This window comes from Phormidium sp. CCY1219, assembly GCF_055795085.1.
This window is the reverse complement of sequence record NZ_JAYFEQ010000620.1, coordinates 19,779-35,082: the sequence shown is the minus strand read 5'-3', so window position 1 is coordinate 35,082 and position 15,304 is coordinate 19,779. Positions and strand designations below refer to the sequence as shown.

Here is a 15,304-nt window from a genome sequence, read left to right as displayed (position 1 = left end):
GGGGGACCGGGGGTCAGTCGCTCGGCTTATATCCCCACGGATAAATCCGGGGGCTTTACGCCGATTCTCGGTAAAAGACCGCAAACCAACAATCCCTACTCTTGATGCGCTTGCAACCAAGCGTCTAAATCTTCAATTCCTTGAAAATCTAACAGCTCCTCCCCCAAAGACTCCAATTGCGGAATCGAAAGACCTTGCACGGTGTTAATGCGATCGGGCGTCACTTCTCCAAACCGGCGATCGAGCTGACGCAAAATTAGATTCGCTTCTCCTTCTTGGCGTCCAATGTCGCGAACTTCACGATAAAAACGAGTTTGGGTGACATCTGTAGTCTTGAGATCCAACATATTGCGTATTTCCTCAATGCTTAAAGTGGTAAACTTATTTACCAGTATAGCTTCCACCACATCTAGGTATTTCTCAAACTATTTGGGCGTTTGGGCGCGGTTTAAAATCGATTGGGCTAATGCAGAAGCTTCCTCCTTGGGAACAACCACTAATTTGAGTAGGGATAAATTTGAACTGAGATTTTCTCGGGAGAGTAAATCTTCTAAATACAACCGCGCCACTGAACTGGATAACAAGTTTTGATACGGAACTGGCGAGCCTAAGTTCACCGTTCGATTTCGCAGGATTAACAACCCTTGCCAGGGTCGGGTAATGTCGTATTGCAGAAGATAGCCAAAGATGCTGGAAAAATACCGGGCGTAAAATCTGCGATCGCTTTCCATTTGCGCTTCGAGAAACACCAATGGCAAATTAACATCATCGGAAACCGGGGTCAGCAACCCATCGAGTCGGAGTTCTTTTTCTTTGACCACTGGCGCGTTATAGTCAAATTCACAGTCCCTGGGAATCCCTGGTAAGAGTTCGGAAATTAGACTGGGTTGCGTCAAGAAAATTCGATAAAATAGTTTGTCAGTTTTCATTTTGCTAATTGATTTCTAACTCATTTGTAAGGCGAATCAGCTTAATTATTGTCCGGTGAGCTAACCCACCCTAGGATTAGATGGCTTGTTGAAAAAAGTAGGAACAAGACAGTGCCTTGTCCTGTGTTCCTATTCCTCCCTGTATGAATGACTGGTATGCTTCATCACTATATGCTTTTAAAGTCCACGATTGCGCCTTCCATCGCGCCAGGGGCTAGTTTGTGGGGAATTATCCCAGGGGTAAACGAGACAATTTGCTGTCTTTGTCAATTCTTACAGACTGATTGTGGGCACAAGGCATCTGGTGGTTATTGGGTGGAGTGAAGGCGATCGCTGTTTTTTGGTGTGGGAGCAAACCATTTCTTGTGCAGTCTCTCTTTCTGGGAAAAATTTTGGGGTGTAAATTCTCTGCGATCTGAAAAAGGCAGGATTGGAAAAATTTTATTTTGCAGGTTGATATTTCCCTTTGAGGTGGTGGATGAGCAAAATCTGCGATCGCCTTCTCGACTGATTCAGGTTTTTTTTGCAATACTCAATTAATTATCTGCAATATGTTTGAGTCTGCTTGAGCAACATGACCTATGTGAAGGAGTTCCACATTTTTTAGAAATGCAGGAATAGAAGTGGCGATCGGATTGCGCTTTTAGATTTTTCGCTTTACCCTTGCGTATCTTTGACAAAATAATGCCTAGGTGTTTGGTGGGGAGGACTTGAGAAGGAGGAGTTAGGCGATCGCCCTAGCCAAAATCTGGAATCAAACGCCAAGAGAACAGCCACAAAATTAGATTTGTGGCTCGTTTTTGGGATCCAATGTGGAGGGCCTAGGGAGAAAAACGAGTTGGAGGGACATCCGCTTTTCTGAAATCCAACAGATTGCGTGGCTCGTCAAGGATGGAATGCTCAAACTGATTGACGAATATAGCTTTGCCTAAATCTAAGGAGTTTTGAAATTCGACCTGAGTTAGAGCGCTCCTTAAAATGGATTTGGCGAAGGAGTGTTCGTTTAAAAGAATTTTTTATGCTAAGGCAATTCGTTTTCACGGTTCTAAGTCTGTGGATTTTTTTGGTGAAACACTGAGTGGGTGTCACGAATGGCTAAACTTAATATTGATACTTAAAGGGGTTATAACATAGCCTCTGGACGAGACAATCGCTTTTGTTTATATAGAGCATATATTTTATGCTAACTATAAATATTACGGTGCCGTCTATTTACGGGAGATTTGCATAAAGAGGTTAACTATATATATAAAATTCACGATCTGCATCAACGTCATGTATAAAATAAAGTCCAAACCTGAGTGGTTAAAGGTAGCGGTTAGAGAAGTATTTTTAGCTGGCCATTAAAGTATAAAATCGAATTGGGAATAAAGTTGAGGTCAGATTGAATCTTGGGCAATGGGAAAATTTGGCAAACGTGCCTTTAGGGTAGAAACCGAACCCCGATGATAGCGGGGAATTCACGGGACATCATCAAGGGAAACAGTAGGCAAAGGGCGATCGGGCTATGAAAAGGCATTGATATAGCCTCCGGAGGAAGAGGTTTAAAAAGAAGTCGTCCGGATAGAGGCGCGATCGCCCATCGCGGCGGTATTTCAATCCCCTGCGTTCGATCGCCGTTTCACCGGACATGAGATGACTGGCGGCTTTTGTCAGGCAAATTTGGTATGATTTGTTTGGTAATTTTTCTGAGCCGGATGTGGTAGAACTGTGACGAGATTTGTAATGTGGAGATTGCCGACCTGGGCTGACTCCTACGCCTGACAAAACGCTTAAACTAGATTGAACCACTCATCCCCACTGTAACCTTGACTCGATCGCGTTATTGGCAACTGCTACCTTACCTGCAACCGCACTGGAAAACCATTGCCCAGGCATTAGTTTGCACCCTCATTTTCACCGTTTTTTGGCCGCTACAAGCGTGGCTGGCGGGGCGATTGGCCAATTATATTGGCGAAGGCAATGTGGGAGCGATCGCGCGCTTGGCCGGTTTTGGGGCGTTAATTTTCCTCGGGCAAGGACTGGTACAATACGGACAAGATGCGCTGATGGCAAAAGCTGCCCTAGCGATCGCCCTCGACTTGCGGAAACAAGCCTACGCCCACTTACATCAGCTCAATTTCGGCTTTTTTGAAACGACAAAAACCGGGGATTTGTCCTATCGCCTCACTGAAGACATCGATCGCATTGGCGAAGTGGTTAATAAAGTATTCCATCAGTTTGTCCCCTGCATTTTACAACTGCTGGTGGTTCTGGGATATATGATTTATCTCAATTGGCAACTGACCCTGGCAACCTTGGCGATCGCGCCCATTATGGCGGTTTTAATTAGCTGGTTTGGGCATCGATTGCTGATAGTCTCGCGCACCAGTCAGCAGCGGATTTCTAATTTATCTGCCTTGATTTCGGAAGTTTTTAGTGGAATTCGATTGGTGCAAGCATTCGCGGCATCGGAGTATGAAATCCATCGGTTTGCAATGGAAGCAGAACACAATCGACGGGTGAAATATCGGGCCGAACAGCTCAAAGCAATTCAGTTTCCGGTGGTAGGATTTCTAGAAGCCTTAAGCGTTTTGTTGCTCTTTTTTCTCGGGGGATGGCAAATTTCTCGGGGCAATTTAACTGGCAGCGAATTTGTCAGTTATGTGGCGGCGGTGGCGCTGATGATTAATCCCATTTCCCTGACCACCAGTAATTATAATGAGTTCAAACAAGCAGAAGCTTCGGTAGACCGGATTTTTGAATTGTTTGCCGTGGAACCGACGGTGGTAGAAAAACCAGGGGCGATCGCGCTTCCACCAGTGAGCGGAAAAGTGGAATATCGCGACGTAACCTTTGCCTATCCGAAGCGAAGTGTAGGGAATGGTAAGGAGAAATCGGGACATGAAAAACCCGCCCTGGAAAACTTGAGTTTGTTGGCATTTCCTGGAGAAGCGATCGCCTTAGTCGGTCCCTCGGGGGCGGGAAAAACCACGTTGGTGAATCTTTTACCTCGGTTTTACGACGTGCAAATCGGCGAAATTTTTATCGATGGAATCGATATTCGGGACGTGACCATTCGCAGTTTGCGCCGTCAAATTGGAATTGTGCCTCAAGAAACCATTCTATTTACTGGTACGATCGCCCAAAATATTGCCTTCGGACAAGTGGAATACGACCTGGATCGGATTGAAGAAGCGGCAAAAATTGCCAATGCAGATGAGTTTATCCGTCAGTTGCCCGATGGATATCACAGTTGGGTGGGAGAACGGGGGGTGAATTTGTCCGGGGGTCAGCGACAGCGAATCGCGATCGCCCGGGCGGTGTTGCTCGATCCGACAATTTTAATTCTCGATGAAGCGACATCGGCGTTAGATTCGGAATCGGAAACTTTGGTGCAAGAAGCATTAGAACGAGTAATGAAAGACCGCACGGTTTTTACGATCGCGCATCGCCTCGCTACAGTTCGTCGCGCCGATCGCATTTTGGTATTAGAACAGGGGCAGATTATTGAATCGGGGACTCATCAGGAATTGTTGGAAAAAGGGCAACGCTACGCGCAGTTTTATGCCCAACAGTTTCAGTAATCCCGGGATTGCAATGGGGGTGAATTTTTGGATGCGATCGGATGGGTTGAGTGTTAAGGAAAAGGCGGGAAATTGAAATCGCGCCTTTGCTTTTCTGGCGTCCGCCTACGCGGAGTGATTTTTTACTGCTTTCTAACCGCTACTATACGGATGTTTAGAGGGTTTGGAGATATTCGAGCAAGTCGGCCATTTCTTGGGGTTTGGGTTGGAATTGCGGCATGGGGGGGGTTTCGCCGCTAATGACTTGGTGAATGATGCTGACGCGGGATTTGCGTTGGGAGACACCGGTCAGACTTGGCCCGACCTGTCGCCCATTTTTGACGCCATGACATCCGGCGCAGTTCATCTGAAAAATGGCATGACCTTGAACCGGATCGCCGTTGAGGGTTAGGACGGTTTCCATGTAGGGGTCGCTGACTTGCAGTTGGGTAACGGTGAAGACTGTAGCGGCGATCGCCGCAATCACCATTGCCAGAACCAGGACGCTTCGCAAGCGCCTCTGCGTCGCCCCGTTAGCATCGGTGCGACTTTCCGCCTCTGGTTTGGTCAGATCGTTAGTCAAGGCAACTGTGATTCTGGGTGAATGGACAACCAACTGTTTGTTTTATAACATATTGTAAACGACCCGCCCTGAGTGGGGGGCGAGAGACCTCATCCATCGTCGGAGTTCTTTCGCCGATTCCCGTGGCGCGTCACTTCTGGCAGATGTCGGGATGATTTGCGGCAGAAATATGCGAAAATAGCCACAACCATTAACCGCAAACCACTCACCCTTAGTTTGAAAAGGAGAAGCTCAACGTGGTAGAACCCTTACTCTCAGGTATCGTACTCGGTTTGATTCTCGTCACCCTCGCCGGTTTATTTTTTGCCGCCTACGATCAGTACAAACGGGGCAATCAGTTGAAACTGTAAGGGAATAGCGAGTTTCTGTCATTACCGAGCATCGCCTGTGGATGCTGTTGTAGAGGCGTTGTCGCTAACGTCTCTACAATCCAATTCTTTTTCCCCGGGATGCAACCGCTTGGGAGAACGGTGAATTACTGATTATCAGTTGGCAATTCGCTATGGCAGAAGAAGGTTAAAGCGGTGTTTCCGTAGACTTTTTGGCGACAAATTTCTAAGGGGGGAATGGGTTCAAAGGCACAGCGATCGCGCTGGTGTTCGGCGGCGAATTCCCCGTGGGGGGCGAGAAGTTGGTACGAGGCGATCGCCTGAATAACCGGTTGATAGAGAGTGCCGGCATAAGGCGGATCGAAATAAATGCGATCGAACTGCTGACCTTGGAGGGTTTTTAAGCGCGTCGCCACATCAGCGCGCAGGACTTTATAGGTTTGATGTTCTCCCGCCACCGGTTGCAAATTTTGCCGAATGATGTTACAGGCGCGAGGGGACTGTTCGATCGCCACCACCTGCGCCGCGCCGCGACACAAGGCTTCTGCACTCATCGTACCATTGCCGGCGCATAGATCCAACCAGCGACAATCGGCGATCGCCCCTTGCCAAATATTAAATAAAGCTTCGCGAACCCGAGATGGCGTAGGTCGAGTTTGCTGCCCGGGTAAAGTTTTGAGTAAGCGATTCCCATAAATTCTCAAGCTCATAGTAATAGAATACTGCATTTTTGGGCGATCGCGCTCCCATCCCTTGCAGATGAGGTGCCTCCCGAACCGGATTGCGAGATTGGCGATCGCCCCCTCGCAATCCCGCGCATCTTCCGCCAAGCAAATTACACCGAATAAGCAATTGCCAATTGTCAATTGTTAGTTGTCAATTAACGAGGGCGATCGGGCACGGAAGGCATTTTCCCAGAGATTATACCTTGCACTTATTCAAGCATAAGTGAGCTAAATGATTTACGTAAAGAAAAAAACCGGGAATAATTTGCGAATAATTTGCGATTTATTTTTCGGGTCACAGTGAAAGTGACGGGATGTGAATGGGTAAAGTTCCCAGTTGGTGAAAGATATTAAGGGAAACCTGGGTACAATCGAAAGTAAGGCAATAGATATGAATAATAGCAGAGAGAAAAGCACCATGACTTAACCGAGAAAAGCGGTTTAAGCCCCGCACAGCAGTCCCGAAAAACCGTATTTCCCCTAATCGCACAGCCGGGAAAGGTCGTCAAACATGGCATTGTTTCACTTTTGCTGTAAGATACAAGTTCAAGTGATGGGGAGTCGGTCGAGTTGTGCCAAAATAGGCGATCGGCTTGTTATGGTCACAATGCGAAATCCGCCTATGAAACATCGGTTTAAAGTTAGCCCGCGTAGGCGGGCTTAGTTCGGGTTTAGCCCTACCCTTCGAGGCTGCGGATTTTTGTGAGAATTTGGCAGCATGCATCATGTATCGATTCAGAGGTGTTCTGATGAAAACAACGAATCAAAAAAGGAATCTTTGGTTGCTAAAATACCTTCAATATTTGTCTGAAAAGCAAACCACTGGAGGTTGGAGCTTGATTGGCTGGCTAATTTTTCTTGTAATTGCGGTTAGCCTCTTGGCGGCACTTAGTTTGCCGAGTTTTTTAAGCCAAGCCAATAAATCAAAGCAAATAGAAGCGCGAAACAATATTGGCGCTTTAAATCGCGCCCAGCAGGCGTACATTTTAGGAGAAAATCAGACGCCACAGATGCCGGTGCAAGAATTCGCCACTACCGAGGAATACAACATTATTACTGAAAATACATTTCAGTCCGTTAGCCTGAATCCCCTTTCCACCTTTTCCATTGATGTAGACACCGCATCCTACAGTAACATTCGCCGATTTATTAATAACGGGCAGTTACCGCCAAAAGATGCAGTAAGAATCGAAGAATTAATTAATTACTTTACCTACGATTATCCGCAACCGGTAGGAGACGAACCCTTTGCGATCGCCACCGAAGTTTCTCAAGCCCCCTGGAATCCGACTCATAAATTAGTTCACATTGGCTTGCAGGGAAAACAGCTTTCTTCCGAAGAATTTGCCCCTAGCAATCTAGTTTTTCTGATTGATGTTTCCGGATCGATGAGCGCTGCAAATAAGCTGCCCTTGCTGAAATCGTCCTTGGGATTGCTAGTCGATCGCTTAACCGAAAAAGACCGGGTATCGATTGTGGTGTATGCAGGAGCAGCCGGTTTGGTATTACCGCCCACCCCTGGGGATAAAAAAGGCAAAATTTTGGCAGCCATTAACCGCTTGGAGGCGGGGGGGTCTACCGCTGGAGGGCAAGGAATAAAACTGGCGTATGAGATGGCGAGACAAACCTATTTACCGGATGGAAATAACCGGGTAATTCTTGCCAGCGACGGGGATTTTAATGTCGGAATTTCCAGCGAAAGCGAATTAGTGAGGCTGATAGAAGGGTATCGCGATCGGGGTATATTTCTCAGCGTATTGGGATTTGGCATGGGCAACCTGAAAGATTCCAAAATGGAGCAACTCGCCGACAAAGGCAACGGCAATTATTCCTATATTGACTCCTTCGCCGAGGCGAAAAAAGTCCTAGTTACGGAAATGGCAGGCACCTTATTTACCATTGCCAAAGATGTGAAAGTGCAAGTAGAATTCAATCCGGCAAAAGTGCAAGCCTACCGTCTGATTGGCTATGAAAATCGGCGGCTTCAGGCGGAAGATTTCCAAGACGATCGCAAAGATGCGGGAGAATTAGGCGCGGGACATTCGGTAACGGCACTTTACGAAATCATTCCCGTGGGAGTAGAAAACGATGTGAATTTACCTCCAGTGGATGAGTTGCGATATCAACAAGAATCCGCCAATCTAGGGAGCTATCTCAGCCACGAAATCATGCTGGTTAAATTGCGCCATAAAGCCCCGGATTCAACCCCCTCCCAGCTCACCACTCACTCTGTGTCAGAGAGTGACGAAGTAGCCCTAGAAAACAGTTCCGAAAACTTCAAATTTTCGGCGGCTGTGGCAGAATTCGGCATGATTTTGCGAGACTCCGAGTACAAGCAAAACGCCACTTTAGCGCAAGTGCTAACACTGGCCAATCGCTCGCGCGGAGCCGATTTAGAAGGCTATAGGAAAGAGTTTATTCAATTGGTTAAACAAAGCCAAAGACTGATAGCAGAAGCAGCCGCCCATCAGGAAAGCGACCCGCCGAATCAACCGAACCAGTTTACTGATTCGATCGCCGAACTCGGAGTAGGGATGCTCTCTGAAACAGCGGAATATCGGTATATCATAGAAAAAGCGAACGGGGCTGTGTTTAACTACGCGATCGCCAAACATGAGGAAAGCAAAAGTTACGTGGGCGGGGTATTTTTATTAGACAACGACCGCTCACTCTCGGTTCTGTGTGAAGCGCAGGTTGGCGGTCCGGTAAAACTCCCCGTCCCCACCCTAATCAATGGCGTTCCCACGTGCCCGTCTGGCACTCATACCTTGGGGAATTAGGCACTTTTACAGCAACAGTTGCGCCTTAAGCAAGGCTGCAAATTATTTTGCACATTGATTGAGGTCGATCGACTTAGACTACTATCGTTCCGCCAATGCTGACCTGCAAGACTTCGATAACCCAACCCTACTCGACCATCTGCTCAACTACGGTATCGATGAAGACGAATTTGTTGATAAAGCAGGCGAATACGACTTAGCCTTAGCCCTGGGTAACGGCTTTGAACTGGCTCTCGGAGAACTGTATGGTGAACCCACTGACTATCAGCTAGGGAATGCTCCTGAAGACTTACCTGCGGGCACGGCTATCTTCAAGACTACTTGGGGTGAAAACGAGCTGATGGCAATTGTGGTAGATAATTCAGCTCTGAGTGTAGAGGATGATTGCTTCAGCTTTGTGTGAGAAGCGCTCTAGCGGCATGCAAGGCGATCGCGCTCGGAGGTTAACCCATCTTATCGCGATCGCCCAATCACCCGCCATCAAGACCCGATTAACTTCCTCCCAGGAACTTCCGAGTTGACAGGAACAACTTCGGCATTGAGTTTCCTGGAAGAACACAAGGCATGGGGATTGGCAACAATCCCCCAGCGGGGGGGCATGTTGCCCCCCAACTCCCGGGGAGAATCCATACCGAGGTTTGCCATATCATCAATTGATGACATTCAGATGTTTTCCCTGCATTTTATGTCAAAATATCAAAAACCTAGAGTGCCATCTACATCTATGAAGCCAAACACCGCTTATCTCAGCCTCTCCCTTTCCCTCGTCTCCTGGCTCGCGATCGCCAGTCCTCCCCCAGTTCTGGCGCAAATCGTCCCGGATGCCACCCTGCCCAACAATTCTGCGGTGAATGTAGAGGAGCAAGTGTACCGGATTACAGGTGGTACGGCGGCGGGCAGTAACTTATTCCATAGCTTTCGCGAATTTTCCCTTCCCACAGGGGAGATAGCACATTTCGATAATTCTGTCAATATCCAAAACATCTTTTCCCGAATTACCGGCGGTTCTATTTCTCACATTGATGGAATTATTCAAGCCAATGGTAATGCCAATTTATTTTTAATGAACCCCAATGGAATTCTATTCGGACCCAATGCTAGATTGAATATTGGAGGGTCATTTTTAGCCACCACAGCCAGCAGTATTGAGTTTAGCGATGGTTCGTTTAGCGCTACCGAACCGCAAACTGCACCGCTATTAACCGTCAGCGTTCCCATCGGCTTACAATTCGGAAACAATCCGGGGCGAATTGTGTTTGAAGGGCAAATGATGAATCAGCCGAAATCCTTTCCGACAATCCCCCTATTGTTGGGGGGTCAAGAAACCGTACAAATTACCAACCAAATCGTCGAAAATATTTTAAATCGTCCCATTGGGCTGCAAGTATTTCCGGGAAAATCCATTGCTTTTGTGGGTGGAGAAATTGACATCATGGGGGGAAACATCACCACGGGCGGAGGACGAATTGAGTTGGGAAGCGTGGGGGGGAACAGCCACGTTCCCCTCAATCAAACGGCATTAGGCTGGGGGTTGGGATACGAAACGGTGGAAAATTTCCAGTCTCTACGCCTGTCGCGCCAAGCTTCTCTGAATGCCAGCGGAATTGGGGGTGGAGAAGTGCAAATCAGGGGGGGAGAAGTGACCTTAACCGATGAATCTGCGATCGCTTCTTTTACTCTGGAAAATAAAAATGGTGGGGAATTATCCATCCAAGCCGATCGCTTGCAGATTCAAGGAGGTTCCTTGGTGGGAACGGGTACCGGCGGCATCGGCAACAGCGGCGATATTACCATTACCACTCAAAACCTCACCGTACAAGACCAAGGAATTATCGAAACGGGCACCCTCAGTAAAGGGAATAGCGGCAATTTAACCATCCGCGCCACAGAATCAGTTAAGGTGTTCAACAATGGCTTTATCCTTTCTAGCTCTGTGGGAGAAGGAATGGCCGGTAATATTGTCATTGACACTCAACGATTAACCTTGCAAAGTGGCGGCGAAATTGCATCGGGAACTGGGGCTTTCGGTGACGGTGGAAATGTCAGTATTCGTGCCTCTGACTCGGTAGAAATCCGGGAATACGATAGTGCTGTGTTTACCGATTCCCTGGGGTCTGGAACCGCCGGAAACTTAACTATATTGACCGGAAAATTGCTGATTGCAGACGGTGGCGGTATCTCAGCTTCTACTCGAAATGCGGGTCAGGGAGGAACGCTTAACGTAGAAGCTTCTGAGTCCGTAGAAATCAGGGGAATGTCAGCAGATGGTCGGTTTAAAAGTGGCTTATTTGCTTCATCTGGAATTGAAGGATTTCCAGACCAACCTACTGGAGATGGCGGTAACTTATTGCTGACCACTGGAGAATTGATAGTTCGAGATGGTGCTCGCGTGGGTGTGGGGAGTCTGGGCACAGGAAATGCAGGAATTATGGAAGTTTATGCAGATTTTATTCGGGTAGAAAACGGGGGAGAAATTAATGCAGCCACTTTTTCCGGTGAAGGCGGAAATATTATCCTGAATTCCAATCAATTAATGTTGTTCAGGAGCGGCAATATTACCACGAATGCAGGGAGTAACAATGGCGGAAATATCACTATCGATACGGATACGTTAGTAGGGTTGGAAAATAGCGATATTACGGCAAATGCTCGAGAAGGAGTGGGAGGACAAGTGAGCATTAATGCCACTGGTATCTTCGGTACTGAATTTCGAAAAGCAGAAAGTCCTCTATCAAGCGATATCACGGCAACTTCTGAATTAGGAGCGCAATTTAGTGGGGTGGTGGAAATCAAGACGCCTGAGATTCAAGCTACTGCTGGGTTAGTGGAATTGCCGAATAATTTGCTCGATGTCGCTAGTCTGATGGGGCAAGACCCTTGCAAACAAGACCAGAATAGCGAATTTATCGTGACTGGGCGAGGCGGTTTGCCTCCCACACCGTTCGATCCACTTACAGGAATGCGATCGCTGGTAGATCTGGGAGTTTCTCTTTCTGTTTCTTCGGAAAATCAGATCCCTTCGAGAAGCGATCGTATGACTTCTCCTCCGTTAATCGAAGCGACTGGATGGAAAAGAAATGTTGATGGTACAATTATTTTAACTGCTGATGGAGGCGATCGTTTTAATGAGTTTTCAGCACCACCGGATTGTAATAAATAAATTTTATCCTAGATTTTTCCAATTTTTATCTTTTTATACTGCTACTTCGTTGAGTCAATTAATGTGTCAATCAATCTGGGGACAAAACATGATTTTATCGATTGGCAAACGCTAGTTTTAGGAAATTTAGCAGCCATGAACAAAAATTCTTCTATAAATGAGGGCAGTGGCTGTGGATTAATCCTAGCATTTTTTGGCATGTTAGTTTTCTGTTTTGTGGGGTCTTTTATCTTAGGTTGGAGTATTGTAGGGCCAGAAGTTTATGATTTTACGGTGAATCCAACAGGGCAACGGCGTTTTGCCAATGAGGATGATGCGCTTTTAGCGGTAACGTTTTCTCATCTCTTGTGTTGGTTGGGTTTAGTGGGCATCAATAAGCACCTAAGCCAATCTATTTTGGGCACTATTGTATGGTCTTTATGCGCTTTACCTTTCTTTTGGAAGTCGTGGTTTTTACTGGTGATGATTATTATTTTATTGCCAGAATAATCTCTTATCCTGTGAAATAATTTGAAAAAAGATTCGCGGCTGCTGCGATCGCTTTCAACCGATCTGCTGCATTTATAAAAAAGAGCGATCGCTCTCCTGTTTTACCCCGATCGCTGTTGGCTCAACATATCGTAAGCGTAGCGAAAATCTTCTGTAGTAATCTGAATCGCTGCCGGATCGCTTTTCCCCAAGCTACGATAGCGACGGATCGCTTCCACTGCAGCGCGATCGCCTAACAGTGCCAAATCCGCGCCATTCCATCCCTCTGTAATTGTCGCCCACTCGGACAAATTCACATTGGCTAACGGGCGATCGTGATTGTGGACTTGCACAATTCCCAAGCGAGTGTCTACATCCGGTAAATCTACCACGAATTGCAAATCAAAACGGCCCGCTCTCAATAACGCCGGATCGATCGCATCGCGACGATTGGTTGCGGCGATCGCTAACAGATTTGCGTGGGTTTCTAACCCGTCTAATTCAGTTTGTCCTTTCTCCTGGATTATTTGTCCTTTGTCCTTTGTCCGGTGAAGGATTAGGAGTGACAAATGCGACCCCAGCACAGTGCTTGGGGGGTTGGAAAAAGGTTCGGCATTTTTTAGAGAGTTTGACTCTAATCTAACGATTTATCCCTCACTCGGCCTTCCTCTACAGGCAGATTTGCCCGGAAGTACGTTCCTCCGTCTAGAGGTAGAGAACTCTCGGAAATTTTACCATTTCTGCACTCAGAAAGGCAATTTCGGTTTGGAGCATTCAGCTTGGAGTAGCGCTCTCGATCGCCCTAAAGCGCTACTGCGAACCTCAGACCCTTTTTAAAACAACAAGTTTGCTGCGCCTTTGATTTGCTCTAACGGTTCCACCGATCGCGGTAACACGGGCAATCGAACGATTTCGAGTTCTGGAAAGCGATCGCGGTCGATTTCTTGCAGGTGGCGATAGCGATTATGCACCACATACCGTTGCGGTACTTCCATATTTTGCAAGGATTGGATTAACCTCACTTGTTCCGCCACAATTGCCGTTTGCGCTTGGATGACGCCGATAAATTCAGTGTGAGTGGGGTCTTTTAACTTCTTCTGCGCTTTGACCACTTGTTTTCGCAGATTCCGCAGTCGTCCCATGAACTCCACGCGCCCTAACACATTTTGATATTTCATCCACAGTTTGAATATCCACGCCAACCAATCAGCGAGTGCGGAAGGCATTTCTAAAAAACGCAACAGATGACCGGTGGGGGCGGTATCGAGAATAATTAAATCTTGTTCTTGGCGCTCCAATAATTCAATCACAGCAATTAAGGAGAGCATTTCATCAATTCCGGGTAATGCTTGGGCGACAATTTGTCGCCAAGCTTCCGGGGTATAAGCGATTTTTACCGCACCGGGTTGGGGGCTTTCGCCGCTAATCATGGCGGCTAATTCCCACAAATAATCATTCCTAAACTGTTCCAAAACAATTTTAGCATCGATTTCTTGTCCGCTTAAGTTGGCAGTGATTTCTGTGGGTTCATGTCCCATTGGTTGTCCGATCGCATCTCCTAAGGAATGCGCCGGGTCGATAGAAACCATGCGTATCTTTTTCTCGGGATAGCGATGGGCTAACCCCCACCCGATCGCCGCCGCTACAGTGGTTTTTCCCACCCCGCCTTTCCCGCCAATTAAAATCAATCGGCGACCTTCTGCAATAAAATCGCTGAAACTGGGGGGAATTTTTTCGGGCCAAGCGAATGACGCTGCTGTAGCGGGCAAGATGGTATCAATCTTTTCCATCTGCGGAATTAGGCTATCTAGCGCCGCATTTCCAATAGGTTCGGACGGTTGTTCGGAAAGGAGAAATAGGGGTTTATTCCCCGCCAAATGCAGGAAGTTTTCCAGCAGTTGTTGCTGTTCGCCATAGCGGTCTACATCTGGGTCATCTGGGGGTAAAATGTGATTGGCAAATAGACCGCCAAATGGGATGTAAAGCGCTTGCAAATTGGCGATAAACCGTTCGGTTTCTAACAGGCTCATCGGTTCGGCGATCGCCACCACTAAGCAAGCGGTAAATGCCTCATCTTGCAGCAAGCGTTTCCCGTCGGCTAAATCGGCTTTCATCTGGGTCAAAAATTCATCAATCTCATCGCCAGTGTACTGTCCCTTAAAGGTTTTTGCCATGTGCCGATGCTTTTCTTGGAACAGTTCCAGGGAATTTAAAACAATCTCTAAAAAATCCTTAATTCCGAACAAATTTAAGGTATGACCGGAAGGAGCCATATCGACCACAATCCGGTCTACTACCTTTTCATTCAGCAACCGTTGGATTTCCAGCAGTCCCATAATTTCATCTAATCCGGGCCATTCTAAATCCCACACCGGGGTTAAATCTTCTCCCTCAACAAAACTCCCCCGTTCGACTAATACTTCTAGAAAGTTACCGTATTTTTCTTTAAATTCGAGCAGTAATTCTGTGGCGGCGATCGCCCGCACGCTTAAGTTGGGCAAATCGGGCAAAGGTGCGGCGGTATGTCCCACCTGAAGTTGCAGCACATCGCCTAAAGAATGGGCCGGATCGGTGGATAGTAACACAATGCGTTCCTGGGGAAATAATTTCGCCCACTGTCTGGCAAATGCACAAGCTAAAGTGGTTTTTCCCACGCCTCCTTTCCCGCTAAACATTATCAGATTAAGCGAGTTGTAAAGATTGATTGGATGATTCATTTCCCCGCTGACACTCATCAAAACCTCCCAATTTTTTTTGTTCTTCGTGCGGTTGATGTTCGGGAGTC

13 protein-coding genes are annotated in these 15,304 nt (G+C 47.2%); 6 read left to right on the top strand and 7 right to left on the bottom strand.

Features of this window, described 5'->3' with window-relative positions; genetic code table 11:
• Nucleotides 1–95: 95 nt before the first annotated feature.
• Both AC0QH1_RS17730 and AC0QH1_RS17725 read right to left on the bottom strand, forming a co-directional pair.
• Nucleotides 96–347, bottom strand: a complete 252-nt coding sequence (locus AC0QH1_RS17730; protein WP_324632574.1) for a DUF4351 domain-containing protein — start codon at nt 345–347, stop codon at nt 96–98.
• Nucleotides 348–425: 78 nt separating this feature from the next.
• On the bottom strand, nt 426–929 hold the full coding sequence (locus AC0QH1_RS17725) for an Rpn family recombination-promoting nuclease/putative transposase (protein ID WP_324632573.1): 504 nt from the start codon (nt 927–929) through the stop codon (nt 426–428).
• A gap of 1,808 nt (nt 930–2,737) precedes the next feature.
• Between AC0QH1_RS17725 and AC0QH1_RS17720 the strand changes: the two genes are divergently transcribed.
• Nucleotides 2,738–4,495: an ABC transporter ATP-binding protein gene (locus AC0QH1_RS17720; RefSeq protein WP_324632572.1), complete on the top strand. Its 1,758-nt coding sequence runs from the start codon at nt 2,738–2,740 to the stop codon at nt 4,493–4,495.
• A 154-nt stretch (nt 4,496–4,649) separates the two neighbouring features.
• Here AC0QH1_RS17720 and AC0QH1_RS17715 read toward each other — a convergent pair whose 3' ends face one another.
• Entirely contained in the window at nt 4,650–5,057 is a 408-nt protein-coding gene (locus AC0QH1_RS17715; protein ID WP_442957328.1) for a c-type cytochrome, read from the bottom strand.
• A 236-nt stretch (nt 5,058–5,293) separates the two neighbouring features.
• Here AC0QH1_RS17715 and petG point away from each other — a divergent pair, with 236 nt between their 5' ends.
• Nucleotides 5,294–5,407 carry a cytochrome b6-f complex subunit V gene (petG, locus tag AC0QH1_RS17710; protein ID WP_324632571.1) on the top strand — a complete coding sequence of 38 codons (114 nt, stop codon included), beginning with the start codon at nt 5,294–5,296 and terminating at the stop codon, nt 5,405–5,407.
• A gap of 125 nt (nt 5,408–5,532) precedes the next feature.
• Here the strand turns inward: petG and rsmD are convergent, their stop codons facing one another.
• Nucleotides 5,533–6,096, bottom strand: coding sequence for a 16S rRNA (guanine(966)-N(2))-methyltransferase RsmD (rsmD, locus tag AC0QH1_RS17705; protein WP_324632576.1), 564 nt, complete (start codon nt 6,094–6,096; stop codon nt 5,533–5,535).
• Between the two features lie 764 nt (nt 6,097–6,860).
• Between rsmD and AC0QH1_RS17700 the strand changes: the two genes are divergently transcribed.
• Together AC0QH1_RS17700 and AC0QH1_RS17695 are read left to right on the top strand one after the other, a co-directional pair.
• Nucleotides 6,861–8,891, top strand: coding sequence for a YfbK domain-containing protein (locus AC0QH1_RS17700; protein ID WP_324632570.1), 2,031 nt, complete (start codon nt 6,861–6,863; stop codon nt 8,889–8,891).
• Nucleotides 8,892–8,949: 58 nt separating this feature from the next.
• Nucleotides 8,950–9,294 carry a hypothetical protein gene (locus tag AC0QH1_RS17695; protein ID WP_324632569.1) on the top strand — a complete coding sequence of 115 codons (345 nt, stop codon included), beginning with the start codon at nt 8,950–8,952 and terminating at the stop codon, nt 9,292–9,294.
• Nucleotides 9,295–9,371: 77 nt separating this feature from the next.
• On the opposite strand, the gene AC0QH1_RS17690 is transcribed toward AC0QH1_RS17695, so the two are convergent.
• Nucleotides 9,372–9,554 (bottom strand): hypothetical protein, encoded by a 183-nt coding sequence (locus AC0QH1_RS17690; protein WP_324632568.1) that lies wholly within the window; start codon nt 9,552–9,554, stop codon nt 9,372–9,374.
• Between the two features lie 61 nt (nt 9,555–9,615).
• Here AC0QH1_RS17690 and AC0QH1_RS17685 point away from each other — a divergent pair, with 61 nt between their 5' ends.
• Nucleotides 9,616–12,051: a two-partner secretion domain-containing protein gene (locus AC0QH1_RS17685; protein ID WP_324632567.1), complete on the top strand. Its 2,436-nt coding sequence runs from the start codon at nt 9,616–9,618 to the stop codon at nt 12,049–12,051.
• A gap of 63 nt (nt 12,052–12,114) precedes the next feature.
• Complete coding sequence (locus tag AC0QH1_RS17680) at nt 12,115–12,540, top strand: hypothetical protein (RefSeq protein ID WP_324632566.1); 426 nt, start codon at nt 12,115–12,117, stop codon at nt 12,538–12,540.
• Nucleotides 12,541–12,641: 101 nt separating this feature from the next.
• Here AC0QH1_RS17680 and AC0QH1_RS17675 read toward each other — a convergent pair whose 3' ends face one another.
• Together AC0QH1_RS17675 and AC0QH1_RS17670 are read right to left on the bottom strand one after the other, a co-directional pair.
• Nucleotides 12,642–13,088 carry an ATP-binding protein gene (locus tag AC0QH1_RS17675; RefSeq protein WP_324632565.1) on the bottom strand — a complete coding sequence of 149 codons (447 nt, stop codon included), beginning with the start codon at nt 13,086–13,088 and terminating at the stop codon, nt 12,642–12,644.
• A 264-nt stretch (nt 13,089–13,352) separates the two neighbouring features.
• Entirely contained in the window at nt 13,353–15,236 is a 1,884-nt protein-coding gene (locus AC0QH1_RS17670) for an ArsA family ATPase (RefSeq protein ID WP_324632564.1), read from the bottom strand.
• Nucleotides 15,237–15,304: the final 68 nt, after the last annotated feature.